The 20,849-nt window shown below is 36.0% G+C and carries 23 protein-coding genes and 3 pseudogenes; 15 read left to right on the top strand and 11 right to left on the bottom strand.

Annotated features, from left to right (window positions below; translation table 11 throughout):
• Window positions 1–28 precede the first annotated feature (28 nt).
• From VB797_RS21115 to VB797_RS21105, 3 genes are read left to right on the top strand one after another with little or no spacing between them, the layout of a single operon-like run.
• Entirely contained in the window at window positions 29–766 is a 738-nt protein-coding gene (locus VB797_RS21115) for a metal ABC transporter ATP-binding protein (protein WP_323239707.1), read from the top strand.
• 27 nt (window positions 767–793) lie between these two features.
• Window positions 794–1,669, top strand: a complete 876-nt coding sequence (locus VB797_RS21110) for a metal ABC transporter permease (protein WP_323239706.1) — start codon at window positions 794–796, stop codon at window positions 1,667–1,669.
• Window positions 1,670–1,707: 38 nt separating this feature from the next.
• A complete protein-coding gene (locus tag VB797_RS21105; RefSeq protein WP_323239705.1) occupies window positions 1,708–2,946 on the top strand; it encodes an FAD/NAD(P)-binding protein in 1,239 nt (412 codons plus the stop codon).
• Window positions 2,947–2,967: 21 nt separating this feature from the next.
• Here VB797_RS21105 and VB797_RS21100 read toward each other — a convergent pair whose 3' ends face one another.
• From VB797_RS21100 to VB797_RS21065, 8 genes and pseudogenes are all read right to left on the bottom strand, one after another.
• Complete coding sequence (locus VB797_RS21100) at window positions 2,968–3,228, bottom strand: DUF6171 family protein (protein ID WP_323239704.1); 261 nt, start codon at window positions 3,226–3,228, stop codon at window positions 2,968–2,970.
• Window positions 3,229–3,478: 250 nt separating this feature from the next.
• The gene (locus VB797_RS21095) at window positions 3,479–4,330 is read right to left on the bottom strand and encodes a hypothetical protein (RefSeq protein WP_323239703.1); all 852 of its coding nucleotides are present in this window, start codon (window positions 4,328–4,330) and stop codon (window positions 3,479–3,481) included.
• Window positions 4,331–4,511: 181 nt separating this feature from the next.
• The gene (locus VB797_RS21090) at window positions 4,512–5,585 is read right to left on the bottom strand and encodes a WD40 repeat domain-containing protein (RefSeq protein WP_323239702.1); all 1,074 of its coding nucleotides are present in this window, start codon (window positions 5,583–5,585) and stop codon (window positions 4,512–4,514) included.
• 154 nt (window positions 5,586–5,739) lie between these two features.
• Window positions 5,740–6,708 carry a GTP-binding protein gene (locus VB797_RS21085; protein WP_323239701.1) on the bottom strand — a complete coding sequence of 323 codons (969 nt, stop codon included), beginning with the start codon at window positions 6,706–6,708 and terminating at the stop codon, window positions 5,740–5,742.
• 168 nt (window positions 6,709–6,876) lie between these two features.
• Entirely contained in the window at window positions 6,877–7,161 is a 285-nt protein-coding gene (locus tag VB797_RS21080; protein WP_323239700.1) for a hypothetical protein, read from the bottom strand.
• A 125-nt stretch (window positions 7,162–7,286) separates the two neighbouring features.
• A pseudogene (locus VB797_RS21075) lies at window positions 7,287–7,559 on the bottom strand (sucrase ferredoxin); the annotation flags it as partial.
• Window positions 7,560–7,561: 2 nt separating this feature from the next.
• A pseudogene (locus VB797_RS21070) lies at window positions 7,562–8,084 on the bottom strand (transposase); the annotation flags it as partial.
• Between the two features lie 105 nt (window positions 8,085–8,189).
• A complete protein-coding gene (locus VB797_RS21065; RefSeq protein ID WP_323239699.1) occupies window positions 8,190–8,999 on the bottom strand; it encodes an iron-siderophore ABC transporter substrate-binding protein in 810 nt (269 codons plus the stop codon).
• A 216-nt stretch (window positions 9,000–9,215) separates the two neighbouring features.
• Between VB797_RS21065 and VB797_RS21060 the strand changes: the two genes are divergently transcribed.
• The gene (locus tag VB797_RS21060; RefSeq protein WP_323239698.1) at window positions 9,216–10,034 is read left to right on the top strand and encodes an ABC transporter ATP-binding protein; all 819 of its coding nucleotides are present in this window, start codon (window positions 9,216–9,218) and stop codon (window positions 10,032–10,034) included.
• Window positions 10,035–10,526: 492 nt separating this feature from the next.
• Here the strand turns inward: VB797_RS21060 and VB797_RS21055 are convergent, their stop codons facing one another.
• The 3 genes from VB797_RS21055 to VB797_RS21045 form a co-directional block, all read right to left on the bottom strand.
• Complete coding sequence (locus VB797_RS21055; protein WP_323239697.1) at window positions 10,527–10,769, bottom strand: hypothetical protein; 243 nt, start codon at window positions 10,767–10,769, stop codon at window positions 10,527–10,529.
• Between the two features lie 101 nt (window positions 10,770–10,870).
• Window positions 10,871–12,304, bottom strand: coding sequence for a hypothetical protein (locus VB797_RS21050; RefSeq protein ID WP_323239696.1), 1,434 nt, complete (start codon window positions 12,302–12,304; stop codon window positions 10,871–10,873).
• Window positions 12,305–12,436: 132 nt separating this feature from the next.
• Window positions 12,437–12,700: a hypothetical protein gene (locus VB797_RS21045; RefSeq protein ID WP_323239695.1), complete on the bottom strand. Its 264-nt coding sequence runs from the start codon at window positions 12,698–12,700 to the stop codon at window positions 12,437–12,439.
• Between the two features lie 276 nt (window positions 12,701–12,976).
• Here VB797_RS21045 and VB797_RS21040 point away from each other — a divergent pair, with 276 nt between their 5' ends.
• The 11 genes and pseudogenes from VB797_RS21040 to VB797_RS20990 all read left to right on the top strand — a co-directional run bounded on the left by VB797_RS21040 (window position 12,977) and on the right by VB797_RS20990 (window position 20,822).
• A complete protein-coding gene (locus tag VB797_RS21040; protein WP_323239694.1) occupies window positions 12,977–13,162 on the top strand; it encodes a hypothetical protein in 186 nt (61 codons plus the stop codon).
• 185 nt (window positions 13,163–13,347) lie between these two features.
• Window positions 13,348–13,710, top strand: a complete 363-nt coding sequence (locus tag VB797_RS21035; RefSeq protein ID WP_323239693.1) for a DUF6876 family protein — start codon at window positions 13,348–13,350, stop codon at window positions 13,708–13,710.
• Between the two features lie 36 nt (window positions 13,711–13,746).
• On the top strand, window positions 13,747–13,992 hold the full coding sequence (locus tag VB797_RS21030; protein WP_323239692.1) for a Pb-reticulocyte-binding protein: 246 nt from the start codon (window positions 13,747–13,749) through the stop codon (window positions 13,990–13,992).
• A gap of 447 nt (window positions 13,993–14,439) precedes the next feature.
• Window positions 14,440–14,793, top strand: a complete 354-nt coding sequence (locus VB797_RS21025) for a hypothetical protein (protein ID WP_323239691.1) — start codon at window positions 14,440–14,442, stop codon at window positions 14,791–14,793.
• A 165-nt stretch (window positions 14,794–14,958) separates the two neighbouring features.
• Complete coding sequence (locus tag VB797_RS21020) at window positions 14,959–15,522, top strand: hypothetical protein (protein ID WP_323239690.1); 564 nt, start codon at window positions 14,959–14,961, stop codon at window positions 15,520–15,522.
• A gap of 98 nt (window positions 15,523–15,620) precedes the next feature.
• A pseudogene (locus VB797_RS21015) lies at window positions 15,621–15,953 on the top strand (ATP-dependent RecD-like DNA helicase); the annotation flags it as partial.
• 102 nt (window positions 15,954–16,055) lie between these two features.
• Entirely contained in the window at window positions 16,056–16,412 is a 357-nt protein-coding gene (locus VB797_RS21010) for a four helix bundle protein (RefSeq protein WP_323239689.1), read from the top strand.
• 38 nt (window positions 16,413–16,450) lie between these two features.
• On the top strand, window positions 16,451–16,786 hold the full coding sequence (locus tag VB797_RS21005) for an ATP-binding domain-containing protein (RefSeq protein ID WP_323239688.1): 336 nt from the start codon (window positions 16,451–16,453) through the stop codon (window positions 16,784–16,786).
• Window positions 16,749–17,867, top strand: coding sequence for a tyrosine-type recombinase/integrase (locus VB797_RS21000; protein ID WP_323239687.1), 1,119 nt, complete (start codon window positions 16,749–16,751; stop codon window positions 17,865–17,867). The genes VB797_RS21005 and VB797_RS21000 overlap by 38 nt, the downstream gene beginning before the upstream one ends.
• Window positions 17,851–19,827 carry a tyrosine-type recombinase/integrase gene (locus VB797_RS20995; RefSeq protein WP_323239686.1) on the top strand — a complete coding sequence of 659 codons (1,977 nt, stop codon included), beginning with the start codon at window positions 17,851–17,853 and terminating at the stop codon, window positions 19,825–19,827. The genes VB797_RS21000 and VB797_RS20995 overlap by 17 nt, the downstream gene beginning before the upstream one ends.
• Complete coding sequence (locus tag VB797_RS20990) at window positions 19,827–20,822, top strand: DUF6262 family protein (RefSeq protein ID WP_323239685.1); 996 nt, start codon at window positions 19,827–19,829, stop codon at window positions 20,820–20,822. The genes VB797_RS20995 and VB797_RS20990 overlap by 1 nt, the downstream gene beginning before the upstream one ends.
• Window positions 20,823–20,849 lie beyond the last annotated feature (27 nt).

The following is a 20,849-nucleotide window of genomic DNA, read 5'->3' as shown; positions in this document are numbered from 1 at the left end:
AATAATAATCACTATCATACAGGAGAAAATGGTGTTAGAAGTAGAGCATTTGGATGTAGATTATCGGGGAGTAGTAGCTATTGAAGATGTCAGTTTTCGCATTTTCCCCGGACAGATGATTGGTGTAATCGGTCCAAATGGTGCGGGGAAGAGTACTTTAGTCAAAGCAATACTGGGTTTGATTCCTTCTACAGGTGGAATAATTAAGTTTCGTAACAGTCCAGTCAAAAAGCAGTTGAATTCGATTGCTTATGTACCCCAAAGAACTCAAGTAGACTGGGAATATCCGATTACGGTGCTTTCGGTGGTGATGATGGCACGTACTGCATATACGGGCTGGTTTCGTCAACCAAATCGTAGGTCAAAAGAAATAGTGAAATCTGCGTTGGAGAGAGTGGGGATGTGGGAATTGCGTTCCCGTCAAATTGGTGAATTATCCGGGGGACAGCAGCAGCGAGTATTTTTAGCTAGAGCTTTAGCACAGCAAGCAGATTTATTCTTTTTTGACGAGCCGTTTATTGGTGTTGATAAATATACTGAAGATATAATTTTTGATATTTTTAATGAATTAAAACGGGATGGTAAAATCTTGATTTTGATTACCCACGATTTAGGTGATACCTTGACAAAATGTGACCATTTACTTTTATTAAATAAACAGATTATTGCCGACGGTTCTGTTAAAGAAGTTGTGACAAGTGAAAATTTACAGCGAGCCTATGGAAATAATATTTTATTTCTAAATCGGGAACAGAAATCAGCTTAAGCAGTGAACAATTATCAGTTATTAATAATGTTGAATTTGCTATTAGAACCGCTGAGTTTTGGGTTTATTCGAGATGCTTTATTTATTGCGATTTGTTTAGGTATTCTATGCTCTGTTGTTGGCTCTTATCTGATAGTACAGCGTCAGGGAATACTCGGTGATGTGATTGCTCATGCTGTATTACCCGGACTTGCGATCGCAATATTTCTTGGAGTTGATATTTTCTTAGGTGCGTTTATTTCCGGAACTTTCAGCACTTTTGTTATAGCTTGGATCGAATCTCAGTCTCGCGTCAAAGTTGATGCTGCGATGGCTTTGGTTTTTTCGGGTTTCTTAGCATTGGGTATCATGCTAATTAGCGTGTTGAAAAGTAAAGTTGATTTACATCATTTTTTATTTGGGGATATTTTAGGAGTTACAACAGATGATGTTTGGCGGACTTTAATAATTACAGTTGTCACTTTAGTTTTAGTTAAAATTTGTTATAAAGAATTGCTATTTTATACTTTTGATCCATTAGGCGCACAAGCCAGTGGATTGCCGACAAATATGATTAAATTTGGCTTGACGGCAGCAATTACATTAACAATTATTGCCAGTATGCAAGCTGTGGGAGTAGTGTTAGTAATTTCTTTATTAATTGGTTCTGGAGTTACGGCTTATTTGTTAGTTAAAGAACTTCACCAAATGATGCTTTTAGGTTCTGCGATCGGTATTATTGGTAGCGTCGGCGGTTTATATATTAGCTATTACCAAAATGTACCTTCAGGAGCATCGATTGTATTAGTTATTTGCGGATTATTTTTATTCTTCTTATTATTCAGCCCAACTCAGGGAATATTAACTCGTCCTAAAAGAAAGAAAAATAGTTCTAAAAAAGTTGGACATCTTTTTGAAATCTAATGCTAAAATGATAACGATTATCATTATATATAAGATTTATGGAAATTTTTCTACCACACCTTTTGAGAAGAATTGACTTGGCAATTATTGGTGCTGGACCTCACGCTCTTGCTTTAGTCACTCATCTGCTACAGAAACGGCAAAAGATCCGTCCTAGAATTACAGTATTTGACCCTAGTGGGAAATGGATGAGTCAATGGGAGCATCAATTTGCAGCATTAGAAATACCGCATTTACGTTCCCCTGCGGTTCACCATTCAGACCCGAATCCTTTTGCGTTACGTAAGTTCGCAGAGTCTCGTGGAAATGAGTTTTTTCCCCCCTACGATTTACCAGGAACTGGGCTATTTAACAGTTTTGGTCAGGATATAATTCATCGTTGGGAACTAGAGAATACAGTTGTAGATGAAAGGGTAGTTCGGATTCAGCCATTGCATAATCCTTTATTTCCCAGGTTCCGTTTATGGTTCGATTCGGGAAAATCAATCATAGCTCGTCGGGTAGTATTAGCAACTGGTAGCAGTCAACTACAAATACCCGATTGGGTAAATCAGATTAATTCAAAATATCCCCAAGACAGGCTGAGTCATTCCCATGCAATAGATTTACGCAATCTAGATTTAGCTGGTGAAAGAGTACTGATTATCGGTGGAGGGCTAACAAGCGGACATTTAGCGGTAGGTGCAATATCTCGCGGGGCAGAAGTGCAAATATCCATCCGACGACAGATGCAAGAAAAAGGATTTGATGCTGATGCGGGTTGGTTAGGACCAAAATATCTCAGAGGATTTTTTGCCGAGCCAGATTTTGTGAAGCGCTTTGCAATGATTCAGCAAGCTAGAAACGGTGGCTCGATGACACCTGCAATGGGAATAAAACTACGGCAACAAGTACGTAGTGGTAAGTTAAAAATCCTTGAAAATACTCAGGTAGTTACAGCCCAATGGAGAGATAATCATTGGGTGGTGAAATTTACCGATGGAAAATATGAATGCGATCGCATTTGGTTATCTACTGGAACCTATTTCGATGTCAACTCCGAACCCTTATTAAAGGAAATTATCAGGGCATATCCGATTCCTGTAGTAAATGGTTTACCTGTTTTAGATGATAACCTGCGTTGGTGTGGTTGTTCGTTATTTATTATGGGTGGTTTAGGGGCTTTGCAAATCGGACCAACAGCCCGAAATTTATCAGGTGCAAGAATGGCTAGTCAGAAAATGCTTAAAGCCATTATTAAATCAAACATTACTGAGAATCAAGCTAAGTCAGCCTAATAAAATAAAATAGCCATTTTTTTACCATTTACCATCCGGACAATTAGAAGCTTCAAGATTAGCTTTGACCATCATAAAGCATCCACAAATAGTACAACGTTTCTCTTTCTCATCAAACTTTTCGCAAGTTGAACATATTTTTAGCCTGTCTTCTACAGTTTTATTATCTGCTAAAACTCTATCGCCGCATAAGCCTTGCTTTGCGGTTTTATATGCTTCTGAAAAAAGGCTTTTTAACATTTTAGAATGACTGGGATAAGCCGATTTTGAAGAATTAAACATGATTAAAATTCTCTTTATTTAAAACGCTTTCAATATAACATATTACTTGAGAATGAGAATCATTTTTGTCATAAATCTTTCTTTTGGAAGATAAATTCTTTATTTGTTTGAAATAAACTTATTAACATGATTAATTGAAATTATGGATACAGTGATCTACTTAAATTAGCAAAAAATAAATCCTGAAGAATCTGCTTCCTCCAGGATGTTTTAATAACTGTGTTGCTTATTATGATTGCTTTACTAACAACTAACCAATCAAGAAACGAGTTACAGGAGTAAATTTAAAAAATGCATACTCATACCAGATTGTCCAAATAAAATCTCTAATCCATGTTGTTCGCATTTCGGGACGGATCTGATAATCAAAAGCGGTATCTGTAGCACCAACTCTCGTCATAGCGTGGTTACATCCACAACCATGTTCTTGGAAAAATCCGTGTTTAGAAGATATACTTTGCACGGTTAATTGAATAGGAAATACTTTTTGACCGTGTAAAGAAGCATCCCACGCACGAGCATTGTTTTTATCTGGTTCGGAAAATCTCAAAGGGCGAATTTCTGAAACTTCTTCTCTGTAAATAGGTGCTAGATGTACGTGATAAAAAGAAGCGGGTAAGTCGTATCCGAACTCTTCAAACAGGGCCTTACCTATTTCTAATATCTTTTTGCGTTCGTCGCAATCTTCTTCTGATAAAATCTCCTTTTTAATCAAGTCAAAGTCAGGATATTTCTCAACTTTAAAATCCTCACCATAAAACTCAAGTGCTTCCCAAGCAAGACTACCAAAAATTTCACAAAAAGCAGGTTTGAGATGTTCTGATTTCGATTCATTAAATAAATCTACATCGCCATTCGACATTTTGTGAAGAAATAGTTGTGCCATCTTCACATATGCTTGCGGGTCGGAAAGTTTCGTATTAGAATTGGCTGCATAAATATCTTGCCAAGATTGAGGAAGTTGATTTACTGCTATTGCTTGTTCACCTTCAATCAAACATATATTAGTTGAAGATAAATCTTTGGTAGCGGTAGAAAAAGTTGCTGTGCTGACATTACTAACAGTTTCTTCAACAATATTCTCATTAAAATCTAGCGACATTTTTTCTCCTATGTTGAGTATGCGAATGTAGTTGCCGCAAATAATGATAATCATTATCTTGCAGGTATTTTCTGCAACTTTACATAAAGTAATAGTTTCCCAAATTTATTCACATAGCTGAGAAATACTTAACTGTTGGGAGTTTGGACTCTTGTAAACATCATTAAGTGAATATAAAATTTCAAGCAAAACCCACCCCACGACTACCTTTAGACCAAATTATTACTTCTCCATTTTGACCCCCAGCAGCAATTTTATTACCTTGGGGGTGCCATGCAATAGATGAAAAACCCTTAGAAGCACCTTGGAAAGTTTGCGCGATTTTTTTTGCTTTCTTCCACAAACAAAGCCAACCGTCAGCAGCAGCAGAAGCAAGCATCAAGCTATCGGGTGCAAATTGTATTGCTTCAACAGTATTGAAGTGGTTGCTTAATATAGTCGCACCCCAACCCAAAGATGCATCATCTTGTTTTTCCCAAACGACTATACCTTCTGCACTAGCAGATGCGAGTAACGGCTCGTGTTTGGATGTACTAACTTTTGACCATGCTAAATGGCGGATTTTACCAGGAAAACCATGCATTAACCAAGGTTCGGCTTGTTTGGCATTCACAATAAAATTTGTTTCTAATACACAGATGGTTTTATCTATGTTACCCGAAGCAAGGTATTTACCATCCCCAGACCAAACAACAGCGACACTAGCAGATGGTACGCTAAAGAAATACGGATCTTCATCCCATTCATGAGAACGCCAAATTTTCACACCTTGATAACCAGCAACGGCAAGAAATTTACCATCATGACTCCAGTCAATACTTAGTACCGAAGATGTTTCAAAATTTAAGGTGATGACAATTTCTTGAATGTCTGCGTTCCAAATCTGTACGTAACGACCTAAACTAAAAGCCAAGAGATTTTGACAGGGACTCCACGCTAATTGATCTATCCAAGCCGGAGCATTTTCTAAAGTAGTGATAAGTTGATTATTAGAAGTATCCCATATTTTTACTTTACCATCCTGTCCGCCAACAGCAATAAATTGCCCATCCCCAGAAAAACTCAGTCCATCAATAGAAGCATTTGTTGCTTCTTGTAAAGCGATCGACTCATTTTCAACAAAAAGCTTTAATTCCCCAGCAGCAGAACTAATCGCCAAAGTACTACCATCAGGAGACCAATTTACAGCAGTTATATAATCAGAAAGTATACAATTCCAATCTAAATCAAAGTTAGTAGACTTAATAGTTTTCATCTTTTACCTTTACATTTCCAAGATACAAAAAATTAGACGCTGCTGAATTTTTGTTTTGAATTTACGTTCTATGGCTGATAGATAACACCTTTATTCATACTTTTAATTAGCAACGCCAAAAAAATCTTTTACTACCGTTAAATGTTAACTAGAACTACATCATACAGGCTAAAAAATCTTTTCTTAGCTGAGTTTCATCTAAATTACGACCAATAAATACCAGTTCATTCTTGCGTTTTTCATCTTCTTTCCACAAACGGTCTGCTTTACCATCGAATAACATATGTACTCCTTGGAAAACAAATCTGGCATCTTCTCCAAAAATATTTAAAATACCTTTCATCCGGAAAATATCTTGACCTTTGGTTTGTAACAAATTACTTAACCATTGATTTAATTTATTTCCGTCTAATTCTCCTTGTTCGACCAAAGCGATAGAGTAAACTGTTTCATCATGTTCGTGAGCGTCTTCACTCAAAAATTCCGGGTCAATTTCCAAAGCTCGATCTAAATCAAAAGCTTGTACTCCTAAGAGCGCATCTATTTCTAGTTCAGAATTGCGGGTGCGGTAAATTTTTGCGATCGCATTCATTCCCCGGATGCGGGTTTCCAATTCATCAAGTTGTTCTGGAGCGACTAAATCGGTCTTGTTAAGTAAAATTACATCTGCAAAAGCAATCTGTTCTTGGGCTTCCTCGGCATCCCAATGTTGCCAAATATGTTTGGCATCAACTACGGTAACTACAGCATCTAAATTCAATTTCTCCCGCATATCTTCATCAACAAAAAAGCTTTGAATTACAGGTGCGGGGTCGGCTAATCCAGTAGTTTCAATGACTAGATGGTCAAATTTATCACGACGTTTCATTAAATTAGCAAAAATGCGAATCAAATCGCCGCGTACCGTACAACAGATGCAACCATTGTTCATTTCAAATATTTCTTCATCGGCATCAATCACTAATTGATTATCAATACCAACTTCCCCAAATTCATTGACTATTACGGCAATTTTCTTTCCGTGTTCGTGGGTAAGAATTTGATTAAGCAAAGTTGTTTTTCCTGCTCCTAAGTAGCCAGTTAAAACTGTTACTGGGATTGTATCCAATGTTTGGGCAGTCATCCTTTTTCCCTAGATAATGAATATCATTATCATTGTATGGTACTGCATTTAGGATCGAACCAACTTTAATAATAAAATTTGTGTATTTTTAAATATATATCTCAAACCCTAATTTTTCGTTAAACCCGTATCTACAATAATCGGTTTCAAGTCCTTGTGAGGTAGTAATTACAAGGCTTTGATGCGGTTCGATTGAATCACCCGATACTGCTTAACTTGCTGTGTCGGCTGGTTCTTCCCAGAATTTATAACTGTAGTCACACAATGGCTTAATTTTACCCTTGCTTTATAATGTCCGCTTGTAACATTATCTGCATCCATAAAATTTATACGTATGTCAGCCCATTCTTCACCATCTTTATCTATTGCTAATAATTGCCCAGACTTTTTGAATTTGAACCAGTTCCAACCTAGGGTGTTGACTTTGATAGAATTTACCCGTTTTTGGCTCATGCATTAACTGGTTCCCAGCCGGAGGCTGGGAACCCATGACAGTCGGCTCTGCCGACCGTCAAAAGCCAACACAAAAACTGTATGAACTTTTAGCCCAAAAAAACCACAAAGTCAACACCCTAGTTCCAACCCAAAGTCATCCAAATATCTCGTTCTAGTATTTGCTCAAATTTACCCAGACCAGACCAACCTCGATAATGTTTATAAAGTTGTGCAATAGAACTATTACGATGTATCAAATTATCCAAAACTTCTGGTTGCAAATGTCCCCAATAATGTCCTTGAGGTAAGTCAACTAAGGTCGGTGCGAATTGGTGTCCGCCAAAATGACTGCATCGCCATACCCGCAGTTTACCTTCAGAATTAGCTGCATATTCGGAACGCAACTTTTTATATAGGACTAATATTTGAGTTTTGAAAAAGCTCCGTACATCTGAAGAGTAGGAAAATCAAAGGTAGTGTGTCGGATAAACTATTCAAACAGTAATGGCTAATGGCGGAATGAAGGGATCAAAGCGCAGAAACGTCGAACCCAGGTTTTGGCTTGCAACCAAACATCCTCAATTGGATTTTGTACTGGGCAATTGGGAGCAAAACGAACGCAATGTATCTTCCACTGGTCAGTCGAAAGTCCTTAATTCACTTCAGAATACGAAATTTTTAACTTCTTGAGAACGATGGTAACTAGCTCCATCCCAAAAAATTAGTAATCGCTGATTGGGAGATCGTTCTAGTAAATAACGTAAATAATCAATCGTATTTTTTGAATTCCCAGCATCATAACTTTTAAGTATTAATTCTCCTTCGAGATAGTCAATCGCTCCATAATAGGTCTGTTTTTCTCGCTCATTGACCACTGGAACCATAATTTCTTGATCTGTTTTGCCCCATATATAGCCACTTAAATCTCCCCACTTTAAATTTATCTATAATAATTCTCAAGAAGCTGAAAGCAAGAGCAGATTAAATTATAAAAGCTATCTTGAGTTGTATTTATTTTTGCTAAGTAGGGATGACGCTATGTTCTATTACTCAAATCTCACATTTTTATCTATCAAGTATTTAAACAAGTCATCCAAAACGCTATTAGCTCCAATCATTCCCCAAGAGCTAATCCAGGTATCGCTGGAAACTTTGTAAACCCGCTCTTCCCGTACAGCTTCTAATTTTGACCACAATGGGTGATTGGTAAATTGTTTCAGTTTTGATGGATCGTGTCCTCCTAGAATCAAGAAAATTACATCACCCTCTAATTGCGGAATTAGTTCTAAGGAAATATTCTCATTAACTTTATCTTTATCTTGATAGGTGGGACGAGGTAAGCCTATTTCCTTAACAATTGAGCCTGCAAAAGAAGCATTCATGTAAATACGAGTATAGTTATTCCAAAAATTCACCAAAGATACTTGAGTTTTAGAAAGGTTATTACCCATTTTTTGACGTAGAGTATTTATCCTTTGGTCGTAAGAAAGCAGTAATTTTTCTGCTTTTTCCGTTTCACCTAGTGCTTCAGCAAATTTAGTCAACCATTCTTTCCAAATCTTATCTCCATCAGCCAAAACTGTTGGTGCAATTTGAGATAACTGCTGATATATGTCAGCATCCCAATTAAGCCCTAAAATTAAATCGGGTTTAAGATATAAAATTTTTTCTAGATTTGGACTACCATTAACACCAATCTTCTGTAATGTTTTAGTCTTTGATTGCAGATAATTCGGATAATTGTCATAGAGCAGAGTGGTTGCTGCAATTGGTTTTATCCCTAGTGCCAGAACATTATCTAAACCACCTAAAACAACTACTCGTTTGGGATTGAGAGGTACTTTAGTTTCACCCATAGCGTGTTTAACAACTCGGATTTGGAAAGTTGATTTTTCAGGATTTGGACTAATATTTTCAGAATTACTTATTCCACAGCCAATGATGACTAAAGCTGTGATGATACTAAATATAAGTAACTTGATTTGACGAGAATGAAAAATGGGAGTAAAAAAACTCCGCGTTCCTCCGCGTACCTTTGCGTTTCAAACCTCAATTCAATATCTAAACTATAAATGAAATTAGAAACTAAAATCCATTACCAACTTTCAACCAAAAACCTAACATTAGGTTACGGTAACACCAAAATAATTAAAAATATAGATTTAAGCATACCTCAAGCCCAAATTACTGCTTTGGTTGGTGCAAATGGCTGTGGTAAATCTACATTATTGCGGGGTTTAGCAAGATTATTAAAACCATTAAGCGGAACTATTTACTTAGATTATACTGATGTATTTAAACTATCGACAAAAGCTGTTGCGAAAAAGTTAGGAATTCTTTCTCAATCACCAGTTGCACCAGAAGGTTTGACGGTAAAAGATTTAGTCGCTTGCGGACGTTATCCTTATCAAAATTGGTTGCAGCAGTGGACGAAGGAAGATGAACGTTTTGTTGAGCTAGCATTAGAAATTACCAGAATGAAGGAATTAGCGGAACGTGAATTAGATACTTTATCTGGGGGACAGCGACAACGCGCTTGGATTGCAATGGTTTTAGCTCAGAATACTGACATTTTGCTATTAGATGAACCCACAACTTTTTTAGATTTAGCGCATCAAATCGAGGTTTTGGATTTGCTGTGGGAATTGAATCAAAATCAAGGAAGAACCTTGGTAATGGTGTTACACGATTTAAACCAAGCTTGTCGTTATGCTGATTACTTGGTAGCGGTGAATCAAGGAGATATTTACACCCAGGGTAAACCGGAAGATGTAATGAATGAAAAGATGGTTTTAGATGTGTTTGGGTTAGAATGTAAGATTGTTTCAGATCCAGTTTCCAGGACTCCGATGTGCGTACCAATTGGTAGGAAGGGAAAAGTTAGTAATTAGTCACGCTGCCCTACGTAATTAGGGCTTGCTGAATAAAATTATAAGTCCTGTCAGATAAGGCTTTCAAACCTTTTTATCCCTTTATTGTGCAAGCTTATGTCATATACTGGCTCAAAATCCTTGCAGTTTTTTTAGAAATTATTGCTTAAGTTTAAAATTCAAGCCGCAGAACCTACTATTTTTCGATCTGTGTGGGTTCTATTTTAGATTCCTAGACTTTTTCAGCAAGCCCTAATTATAATTTGTTTTTACGGTGGTTTTGACTTTAGCAACTTAATCAAATACGTATAAATTTAATTACAATTAGATAAATTGCAAAAAGCTATGATGCATATACCTGGTTAGAATTTCAAATATAAATCAAACCCGATTTATTTATATTTTAATCATTATTTACTTTCAAATTTAAACATTAAATGAAAGCAACGCAACAATATACCTACCGAATAATGATAAGACTTGCCATAGAACCAACCTTCAACCGTTTTTGGATTATAACCAGTTAATGCTGATAATGTAACCATGAGGATTCCGTTCTCCATTGTAAGGAATCTCAACTCCTGGATGAATAATTGGTATCCAAAATAAGCACCATTCCTGCGGTGTCATGGGTTCTATAAGTGCAAATAATGTCTGTTGGCTATCGGGTTTATTTTGCGTTCGTAGCAATATAAATTTTGCGAACCAACGAGGAATTTTCTTGGTGTTCGTTTGCGGTTCTTGACGACATTGCATATTACTTATTTATGAATGGTTGTTTTATTTAGTCATGCCAACTGAAATGCCATTAATTATTGATTAAAGGCGAAATATTTGTAACAAACGTAAATTTCAATCTAAAAAGGAATTTCTTGCTCTTGATAGCTTGGATGAGATATTTTCAAATCCGAGATAAAAGCAGTTAGAGCATGAATTCCCGTGTACAAAGTTCCACTTTGTGTTCGATATCCTTTACTACTCCACCCATTCCAGCCAAAATGCTCCCCAATTTTGCCAAACTCAGCAATCACTGAATTAGATTTTGACTTCTGCTGCAATTCTTCCTGTTGTTTCCTGCTCGTTGCTTGAAGCTGAGTTAATTCCTGCTCTCTTTGAGAAAGCACGTTATTTAAGCGCTCAACTTCCGACATCAATGGCTCAATAGTTTTCTCTAAATTCTTGTTAACCACCTTCTCAGCTTGCTTGTTAAAAGTATAACCCCAGCTATCTCTATTGGAATCTTCCAGAGCTTTTTCTAAGTCTTTTACTCGTTGTTCGAGTTGTTGATTTTCCGAAACCAAACCGCGCACGGACTGCAATTCGTTCTCTTTGGCTATTAATTGCTCAATTAATTCGTGTTTGCCTTGTTCCATCTTTTGAGCGTGTTTCTGGGCAGCAATTATTTCTTCTTTAGCTGCTTTTAACGCTTCGTCTCGGATTTCTACAAAGCGTCCCAGTTCTTCCTCAGCTTTTTCTTTTTTTCGTTGTGCTAAAGCTTCGGTGATTTTCTGTTCCACTTGGGCTGGTGTAAACATTTCTTTTGGAGAAGCTGGTTTTATATCACTACGAAGGGATTCTGGTTGAATTTGGTGGGGTTTAAATAATTGCTTAACATCCATACCCTGAGAAACGGTATGGTCGAGCAATACCCAAAAATCATTATTCCACTCGGACATAATTATGCCCGCATAACCAGTCCAACCCCTGTCATCACTTTTGATTACGATTCGCATTCCGGGGTTGAGGAGTGGAGGAATGGAAGGGTGAGAAAGTGGGGGAATATTGTTCGATTTCCCCACTCCCTGTCGCTCTTTCTCCCGCTCCTCTTTCACTTGTGCAGCTGTTCTCTTTGGCGATCGCACAAGTTCCTTTACCAAATCATGGCTAACTTTGGTTAGTTGTCGCAGCGCTGATACACTCCATTTTTGGACGTTAGCGCGTACTAGACGTTGTAGCCGAAGAGGTAGTTTTGAAAACCAATTGTAAATTTTCATTGCGCTATACGCTATATATCGGGATGCTCCGAAATCATCGGATGCTAGCCAATTGTCAAATACTTTCTTACATGAAGGAGAATTGGCAATACAGTCTTGATAAATCGAATTTAATGCTCGTCCGTTTTCTAGTAAGCCGTCGAAGGTTTGGCGGACGAAGCCGATGAATTGGTTGAGTGTAGTTTTAGCTTGGCTTTGCAGTTCGGGATTCTCGAATTGAGAATAATCAAAGTTTGCAGTGAATACAAATGGGAGGTAGACGTTTTGGGTATTGTCGTTTAAGGCTATGGTATGCATAATAAAAGTATCCCTTTGATTTTATTGGGAAACCATACCCTCCGTGCTGATTGGTAGTCGAAGCGGGGGGTTTTGGCTTTTTGTTCTGAGTGAACTCATATAAAATAATAACTCATAAGTTACGCTAAAAACTTATTCTTTAAAATTATTTACCTCTAAAGGAAGTATTTGTTGAACTTGCCAAAGAATATCTACTAAGCGCAGGTAAGGTCTAACTAACTGCGGAACTTCTTTGGGAGTTGATAACCAGTTATTGCAAGTCGTTTCTCCATAGCCAGTAAGTTCAGCCAAAAGTTGACGACACTGTTTTCTGTAACCGTATTCTCCTGGCTTTTTGTTTCGTTTTATAGGAATCCATTTTTCACAAAACTCCGTTGGTTCTAAAGGCTCAAACATTAATATCGTTACTTTTGGTTCAAATTCATCACCTCCAATCGCCTATATACTGCCATAAATCATAAGTAATAGCTTACGATTTACGGCAACAACTATCAGGAGAAGGTGAGGATGTCAGCAAGACAATTATCCTCAATTCTCTAGCACTAGTTAATGCGTGTTTACTTTTTAATAATGCAAAAATTATATATTTTAGTGGTAATTATGGGAATAGGGGAATAAGACTATATGGGAATATTGATTCAATTCCCCTAATATCATGGCAAAATGGACAGCATGGCAAAAAGCGAAGATACAGTTAAGTTAATAATTGGCAAAGAATTAAAAATCCGTTTCAAGTCCTTGTGCGTGCAGGCTGAAACGGATATGAGTGCTGTGGCTCGCGAATTAATTGCAGTATGGTGTCTGGAGCAAGAAAAGAAGCTAGCTCAAGAGAAAAAGAATGATTTGAAAGAATATTAAACAAAAAAGAAGGGGAATATCGTAATTTCCTGTAACTGTACGATAATAAATTTTTTCCGTTCGATAACAAAACAATCTAAGCTAAAAAAATTATTCGACTACTGGTATTTATATATCAACAGTTTTCGTTTTACGGCTCACGCCGATGGAGTTGTGAAGTCGATAAAATCAATGATTTGAAAAATATGAAGACTCCACAACAAATAGTCAACGAGCTAAACCAATTTTATGGTTCAGCTACTCTCTACAAACACTGGCTGGGCTTGAAATACACAGATGGTATAAAATACTTAGCTCACGAAGCCAATTGTTACTGGTTATTGGATGCTATTGCCTCACATCAAACGAAGAATTTACTGTCCAATCCAAAGCTAAGAGAATTTCAAATCTGGCATTTACAAATCAAAGACAGTTCCGGCATTTTGATATGCGAATGGGACACCAATCAAGAAGTATTGCGGCAAGAAATCGAATATACAGATTTTCCATTGAGCCATATCAAACTTTATTTGGTTGAAAAAGTCCTCATGCTGACAAACGAATACTAACGCGCATCACACAGTTTTAAAAATTAGAAAAAAATCATGATTCAGGCAATTGGCTCAGAACAAGTATTCGTCACAAACTTAGAACAATTCATGAAGTCTGCTGACAAATTTATCAAAATTTACTACTCAGGTGTCAGCGACGAAAATCATGTCCGAGAGATGATGCAGGAATTGAAAAATTTGGTGTTAGATACAGACTTGCAGCAATTAGAAAATGATTATCAACAAAGCTGCGAAATCAAAGATTTAATGACAGATTATCATGATTCCTCTTGGTGGTAATTCGACTGCTATGATTTGTAATCTGACTTTGCCGAATTTTTACTTTGACTCTGCCCCATAAGCCGGTGCAAACCTCCAAACAACAAGGTATATGTCCGTGTTCAAAAAAGCCTATTTTACTTTAACTGTGCCGAGATTGGATTTTGGACTTTGAAATTGCCGTAATTTAAATATTGCGGCATTTATCATCAATAAAAATTGAAACAAGCAGTAACGGTGATTTTAGCCTGCTTCGACTTTAACCAGAAAGGTCACTATCCAATTGTTGAAAATAAATAGGACGTTAATAAGTTCTACACCATAACTTTGCCACTAACTTTTTGTACCATTACCTTGCCATCTTGGCAAAGTCAAATTACAAATCACAACTGCCTAAAATACTGAAACACCAGAAACAAAGAGAGCTTACGCTCAGAGAACAATGAAGTAATTAGGAATATTTGTCTTATGGCTGCACGTAAATCCTCTACACCCAACTTTCAAGCAATTGATGATTCTGTTCTTGGTGAATATGCAGTTAGCAATTACTCAGAACGCTTGTACTCAAAAGTCTACTATTCTATTCGTTCTTTGTGTGGAATCCTTGCCAAACGTAGTTTTCAAGATTTTAATTGGGATCTATTTAAGGAACGCTTCGCCTCGGATTTTGGAAAAGTTGAAGAACAGCGATTCTCTCTAGAGCAACTACTTGAATTTGCTAATCGTAAGTTCGGTAAAACACTTGAAGATTTGGTAGTACTAAATCAATTATCTTGGCAGCGCAGACGAGAATATGCCGAGCGTGTAAAAGAAGCGCGTTAATCCTCAAGTAGAAGCCGAGAATTAATACTAGTATTATCAGCAATATGAAAGGGGGGATAAAGAAGATTTTATTCCTCCTTTTTGCTGTCAGAAATTATTTCAAACTTATCATCACTTAAAACACTTTTAGCTTCGTAAAAATCAAAATCATTTTTCGTTATTGATATGTTGAATAACAGTTACATTGTTTGGGAAGGAGCATCTTTGATTGACGGTTCTCCTATAGTTCTTATCTTGACAGGCTTTGTTTCTCCTAGTACGAATCGTAAAACCGGAAGGTTGATACAAAGCTGGATTTTGCAACAAGAATTCGTTCCTACTTTTGCTGCAAAGCAAGGTTTAGATGAAGGTATTTGTGGCTCTTGTAGTTTAAAATTGAGTAAAATAGGAAGCTGCTACGTAAATCTCGCACCAATAAATAATATCTACCGAAAATATGTAACAGGTACCTACTCTAAATTCAGCAAAAACGAAATTGAAGTTCTCAAAAGATATCGTTATCCTATCAGAATTGGTTCCTATGGCGACCCAACAGCAGTACCATTTGATGTCTGGGAACCAATTATTTTAGAATCAGGAAGTCATACAGGGTACACCCACAATTGGAAAAATTGTAAGCCAATTTGGAAACAATATTTAATGGCTTCCGTGCAAAGTGAATCGGAAGCGCGTGTTGCTCAAAGCCAAGGATGGAGAACTTTTAGAATTATGACTCCCGACGCACCTTAATTAACTTGTTAATACAAAATTACTATTAATTGGTGATTTTATTTTTTCACACAACAGCTAGTATTTAGTATAATATTTGCGCCTAAATCGAAAAAACAATGTCCAGCGCATACCAAGTTAACCCACAACAAATAAACGCCACTCAATCGCAAGAATCAATCATGGGAGTGGTTGAACGCTTGACTTATCACTCCGAAGAGTCGGGTTACACTGTGGCGCGATTGCAACGTCCAAGGGTATCGGAATTAACTACGATTACGGGCAGTTTCGCAGGTATTCAACCGGGACAAACGCTTCAACTTAACGGTTTTTGGCGCGAACATCCGCAATATGGTTTGCAATTTCAAGTTACTAACTACAAAGAAACCAAGCCAGCCACAATTACAGGAATCGAGAAGTATTTAGGTAGTGGCTTAATTAAAGGAGTTGGTCTAAATAATTCGTAATTCGTAATTCGTAATTCGTAATTAATTAAGATTACATTTAAAAACTGAATATGAGATAATTATTAATAATTAAGTGACATTATAAAAATGATTAATAATATTAGCATAACTGACAGAACGAAAAAGTTTGCAGTTAGAATCATAAAAGCTTGTTGCTTCCTAGATGAAAAACCAGGAGTTAATCGAATAATATCAAGCCAATTACTTCGTTCTGGAACATCTATTGGAGCCAATGTTCGAGAGGCACAATCGGCACAGTCTGATAAAGATTTTCTTAGTAAATTAGAAATTGCGTTGAAAGAAGCAAGAGAAACTCAATACTGGTTGGAAATTATAATTGAATCTGAGTTAGTAGAGAAATCTAAGTTTGATTCTTTACTTCAAGAAGCTAATGGAATTGGCAAAATATTAGTTTCTTCCACTAAAAAACTTAAACAAAAATAATTACGAATTACGAATTACGAACTACGAATTATTTTGATATGGGGTTTATTACAAATATTGACACCGAAGAACAGGAAGTAATTGTAAACTACACCGCACGGGACGTTACTTACGATTACGCTGACTTAAATGAACTGGCTTTGGCTTGGAGCGTCAGCATACATAAGTCGCAAGGTTCGGAATATCCGGTTGTATTGTTGCCACTATATTCGCAACATTTCGTATTTTCTTTACAACAACAACTTTTAACAACAACAGCCACGACAGGTAGCTTAATAAATGTTTTCAACTTGATGTGGACATATAGCTATATAATAGTGATAACAATAAATATCCATGAAAGTACAGAAAGGTCAATTACCAAGTACAGGTAAGATAGTTTGGTTTGTCCTAGATAGAAACTACAAACCAATTAAGCCAATTCTTAGTTACATCAGCCATCTTGCTGGCTTAAATCGTTCATCTAAAAGTCTCAAAACTTATGCCTACAACCTGAAACTTTATTGGGAGTATCTAGACAGATATTCAATAGAGTGGAAATCAATCACTTTAGAACAATTATCAGGATTTATTCATTGGTTGCGTCGTCCAGAATACGACCCGTTAGTTATATCCATAGAATCTAAAACATCTAAACGTGCAGAATCAACTATCAACAACATAATAACTGTAGTATGTCAGTTTATTAAGTATCATCAACGCTTAAATAATATATACTCTTGTGTTGATACGACTATTGAAAGACCGGCATCTGCTCGTAAATTCAAGGGGCTACTTCATCACATTAATCAATCAAAAGATTTCTATGGAAACCTTTTACGAGTTAAAGAAAGTAAACCTTTTCCTGGTTGTTTTAACCCTCAACAAGTTCAAAAAATAATCAATGCTTGCAACAACCGAAGAGATAGATTTTTTATATCTCTACTTTATGAAAGTGGCATTAGAGTTGGAGAAGCGTTAGGGTTAAGACACGAAGATATTTTAAGTAATGGGAAGTTAAACCGAATTAGCATTGTAGCCCGTGCAAATAATCATGAAGATGCCAGCGTTAAAAATTACGCTCAAAGAACTGTAGATGTACCAGTGAGTATTCTTAAACTTTACTACGACTATTATGTTTATGACTATCCAGAAATTGACTGTGATTACGTCTTTGTAAATCTTTATTCGAGTGAAGTTAAAATAGGTTCACCAATGACCTATAACGGAGTTTATAGTTTATGTCGTAGTTTAGAAAAAAGAACTCGAATACAGAAAATAACTCCTCATTTGTTCAGACATACTCATGCCACAGAATTAATCAGGTCTAAATGGGATATGTCTTATGTCAAAGAAAGATTAGGACATAAACATATTCAAACCACAATTGATACTTATGTTCATCTTATAGATGAAGATATAAGAGAAGCTTTTGACAAATATATTGAAAATAAAAAGAATGTTGAGACAAGATAAACAATCTATAGAATTAGATTTAACCGACTATTCTAAAGAAGTAGTTATTTCTAACTCTGACACAGACAACCGAGAAATAAATAGTCATAAAGATTTAAGTTGTTTTGACTCTAATATTTTGTGTTGTCCTTATTGCGGTGATAAAGATTTCATCAAAGCAGGAAAATCTAGAGTCAAAAAAAAACAAAATTACCGCTGTAAAAAATGCAAGACTGATTTTATAGATCCAAAATCAAGAGAACGATGTAGACGAATTAGTCCAAAAACAAGCAGAGATAAATATTTCAATCCCAACATTCTTTGTTGTCCTGAATGTGGAACTACAGAGGTCAGAAAGCGTGGAATTTACGCTGATAAAGAACAACAATATCAATGTAAAAAGAAAAACTGTCAAAGGATTTTTATTGACCCAAAACTCCGTAAAATTAAAAAAATAGCTGGCATTAAATGTAGATTTTGTCATAGTGAAAATTGTGTCAAAGGTGGGTTTCTTAAGTCATGTAGCAAACAAGGATATATTTGCAAAGATTGCGGCAGGAAATTTGACCCTGATGCGAAGGCAGATAAATCACCAAGATTATCTTTATCTGAAGACGTGTGGGATGCACTTACTCTTGGTCTAAAAGCGCCAAAGACTTTAGGTACAAGAAAACTAAATTTTAGCCCTATTAGTCAGCCTTGGTTAAAAGCATTGGCAAAAAAATTTATTAGATTCAAAGCAGTAAATAGTAAGTACAATACAATTTCAGGTTGTTTAAAAGCTTTAAGAAAATTTTCTCGATATCTAAATGAATTCTATCCAGAAGTGAATGGTATGTTAGATATAAATAGAGAGCTAATAGTTGATTATGTTATTTATCTGAATTCTGAACTGAAACCTAATGCAATCAATGATTATGTTTCAAAATTAAAGTCATTTTTTGAAATAGGTTCTAGAAACAATTGGTTTAATATAGACCAGTATTTAATTGGCTCTGAAGACCATTCAAAAATTGAAACAAAACCTCGCTATATACCAAAAACAGTTCTTGACCAACTAAAACAATATAAACACTTATTACCAAGAACTATAGAAATAATGGTTTCTTTATTTCTTGAAACCGGGTTTAGATATAGTACTTTGGCTACTATTCCTTTAGATTGTTTAGAACTCGATTATAATCATAAATGGTGGATTTATCGAGACCGAGTAAAAATTCCAGATGGGTTTAAATCTCCTATTTCTACCGCACTTGCAAAAGAAATAAAAGAGCAACAATCTTTCATAAAACAATATTTTTCGGACAATGAGTATTTATTTGCTTCAAGAGATTTAGGCTCAAGAGAAGATAATTATGTACCTCAAAAGAACGAACCAGTTAAACTAGGCAGCTATCTTTATTACCTTAATAAATTGGCTGTAAGGTCTAAGATTAAAGACGATAATGGAAAAATATGGAAATTTTCCAGTCATCAATTTAGACATACTTTTGCTACAGAGGCTATCAATAATGGTGTACCTCAACATATAGTACAAAAGTTGCTTGGTCATAAATCTCCTGAAATGACTATGGTTTATGCTCATATTCATGATAAAACAATAATTGAAGAGTTAGCTAAGTTTCAGCAAAATAGAACAATTGATATTACTGGTCAAATTGTTTCATTAGAACTTGAAGGTAATCCAGAAAATTTAGAGTGGTTTACTAGAAAAATTTGTGCAATAGCTTTACCTAACGGCTATTGTGGTAGACCGAAAATAGAAGGAAATTGTGATATTGCTGGCGATGTAGGATGTTATCTGTGTCCTCATTTTTGTACAAACAAAGCTTTTATTTCTGTGCATAAAGACCAATTAGAAAGAATAAATGAAGTCTTAGCTAAAGCCTATAAATACAATTGGCAATTACCAATTAAAAAAAATGAGCCAATTAAACAAAATCTAGAACTTATTATTGCTACGTTGGAGAAATCCGAGTAATGACCAAGCATATTAGAGAAGAGAGAATAGCCAGGTTATCTGCTGCATCAGAACAGAAAAAACAAGATGCTTTGAATGCCACCCAAAAGGCTATTCGTAAATTACAACAACAAGGCAAAGTCATTAGCTTTAATGCTGTTGCCCGTGAAGCTGAGGTATCTACTAGCTATCTTTATAAATATCCTGAGTTAAAGAATAAAATTGCAAAACTCAGAGAAGAACAAAAGCGTAGCGGTCGGAAAATACCTGTAGCTTCTGATAATTCTAAAAATCGTATTATAGGTCATTTAAAAAAGCGAATCAAAGAATTGGAACAACAAATAACTCAGTTAAGACAAGCAAACCAGTCCCTTGCTGGAAGAGTATTTGAATTAGAAGAATACGAAAATACAGTTAAAAGGTTTAGAGAACACAATCAAAAACTTAGTACACAAATAGAAAAGTTATCAGAAGAAAATAGTCAACTAAAAAATAAATTAGCTACTTTAAATTTAGGTGCTATTAAAAAAGTTACTTCAAGTCATACCAAGCAAAAGCGTCCACATATTCCTGTACCAAATTCGGTAAAGATGGAGCTTGCGAATCTTGGTATATCGATAAATAGCACTTTGAGAAAATTAATTCGTCAGAACCCCGAAGAAATTACATTGGAAGCTATTGAAGCATTAAAATATGCGTTGTCTACTCAAGTGATAAAAAATCCTGCTGGATGGTTAGCAGAAGGCATAAAGAATCGCTGGAAGAAATCAGAAACACACACGCAAGAAACACAAAATGAAGAGTTGGTTTTTCCAAAAGGATTTGAGGAATGGTACATTCAAGCGATTGATGCTCTCTTTATCCTGAATGAATCACCAACTGAGTTACCTAAAAATATGAAAGGAGAGTTACTAGTCAAGGTAAATCGCCCCACTTCATCAGGACTGCCTTACAGTCTGATGTCTTGGCTTCAAGCCAAAAAAATGATGGAAATGGAATCGCAATCACAGACTTAATATTATCAATTTTAAGTTACAGCAGGT

It is taken from the genome of Rivularia sp. UHCC 0363, assembly GCF_034931125.1.
In the GTDB taxonomy this organism is placed as follows: Bacteria; Cyanobacteriota; Cyanobacteriia; order Cyanobacteriales; family Nostocaceae; genus Rivularia.
This window is presented reverse-complemented; position numbering and strand designations above follow the sequence as displayed.

What these genes read in the sequence shown, in the direction of transcription:
- VB797_RS21050 (WP_323239696.1), bottom strand. Translation starts at nt 12,304, where the DNA reads ATGCATACCATAGCCTTAAACGACAATACCCAAAACGTCTACCTCCCA.
- VB797_RS21060 (WP_323239698.1), top strand. Translation starts at nt 9,216, where the DNA reads ATGAAATTAGAAACTAAAATCCATTACCAACTTTCAACCAAAAACCTA.
- VB797_RS21040 (WP_323239694.1), top strand. Translation starts at nt 12,977, where the DNA reads ATGGCAAAAAGCGAAGATACAGTTAAGTTAATAATTGGCAAAGAATTA.
- VB797_RS21025 (WP_323239691.1), top strand. Translation starts at nt 14,440, where the DNA reads ATGGCTGCACGTAAATCCTCTACACCCAACTTTCAAGCAATTGATGAT.
- VB797_RS21035 (WP_323239693.1), top strand. Translation starts at nt 13,348, where the DNA reads ATGAAGACTCCACAACAAATAGTCAACGAGCTAAACCAATTTTATGGT.
- VB797_RS21110 (WP_323239706.1), top strand. Translation starts at nt 794, where the DNA reads ATGTTGAATTTGCTATTAGAACCGCTGAGTTTTGGGTTTATTCGAGAT.
- VB797_RS21105 (WP_323239705.1), top strand. Translation starts at nt 1,708, where the DNA reads ATGGAAATTTTTCTACCACACCTTTTGAGAAGAATTGACTTGGCAATT.
- VB797_RS21030 (WP_323239692.1), top strand. Translation starts at nt 13,747, where the DNA reads ATGATTCAGGCAATTGGCTCAGAACAAGTATTCGTCACAAACTTAGAA.
- VB797_RS21020 (WP_323239690.1), top strand. Translation starts at nt 14,959, where the DNA reads ATGTTGAATAACAGTTACATTGTTTGGGAAGGAGCATCTTTGATTGAC.
- VB797_RS20990 (WP_323239685.1), top strand. Translation starts at nt 19,827, where the DNA reads ATGACCAAGCATATTAGAGAAGAGAGAATAGCCAGGTTATCTGCTGCA.
- VB797_RS21090 (WP_323239702.1), bottom strand. Translation starts at nt 5,585, where the DNA reads ATGAAAACTATTAAGTCTACTAACTTTGATTTAGATTGGAATTGTATA.
- VB797_RS21095 (WP_323239703.1), bottom strand. Translation starts at nt 4,330, where the DNA reads ATGTCGCTAGATTTTAATGAGAATATTGTTGAAGAAACTGTTAGTAAT.
- VB797_RS21100 (WP_323239704.1), bottom strand. Translation starts at nt 3,228, where the DNA reads ATGTTTAATTCTTCAAAATCGGCTTATCCCAGTCATTCTAAAATGTTA.
- VB797_RS21055 (WP_323239697.1), bottom strand. Translation starts at nt 10,769, where the DNA reads ATGCAATGTCGTCAAGAACCGCAAACGAACACCAAGAAAATTCCTCGT.
- VB797_RS20995 (WP_323239686.1), top strand. Translation starts at nt 17,851, where the DNA reads ATGTTGAGACAAGATAAACAATCTATAGAATTAGATTTAACCGACTAT.
- VB797_RS21010 (WP_323239689.1), top strand. Translation starts at nt 16,056, where the DNA reads ATGATTAATAATATTAGCATAACTGACAGAACGAAAAAGTTTGCAGTT.
- VB797_RS21115 (WP_323239707.1), top strand. Translation starts at nt 29, where the DNA reads ATGGTGTTAGAAGTAGAGCATTTGGATGTAGATTATCGGGGAGTAGTA.
- VB797_RS21005 (WP_323239688.1), top strand. Translation starts at nt 16,451, where the DNA reads ATGGGGTTTATTACAAATATTGACACCGAAGAACAGGAAGTAATTGTA.
- VB797_RS21080 (WP_323239700.1), bottom strand. Translation starts at nt 7,161, where the DNA reads ATGAGCCAAAAACGGGTAAATTCTATCAAAGTCAACACCCTAGGTTGG.
- VB797_RS21000 (WP_323239687.1), top strand. Translation starts at nt 16,749, where the DNA reads ATGAAAGTACAGAAAGGTCAATTACCAAGTACAGGTAAGATAGTTTGG.
- VB797_RS21045 (WP_323239695.1), bottom strand. Translation starts at nt 12,700, where the DNA reads ATGTTTGAGCCTTTAGAACCAACGGAGTTTTGTGAAAAATGGATTCCT.
- VB797_RS21085 (WP_323239701.1), bottom strand. Translation starts at nt 6,708, where the DNA reads ATGACTGCCCAAACATTGGATACAATCCCAGTAACAGTTTTAACTGGC.
- VB797_RS21065 (WP_323239699.1), bottom strand. Translation starts at nt 8,999, where the DNA reads ATGGGTGAAACTAAAGTACCTCTCAATCCCAAACGAGTAGTTGTTTTA.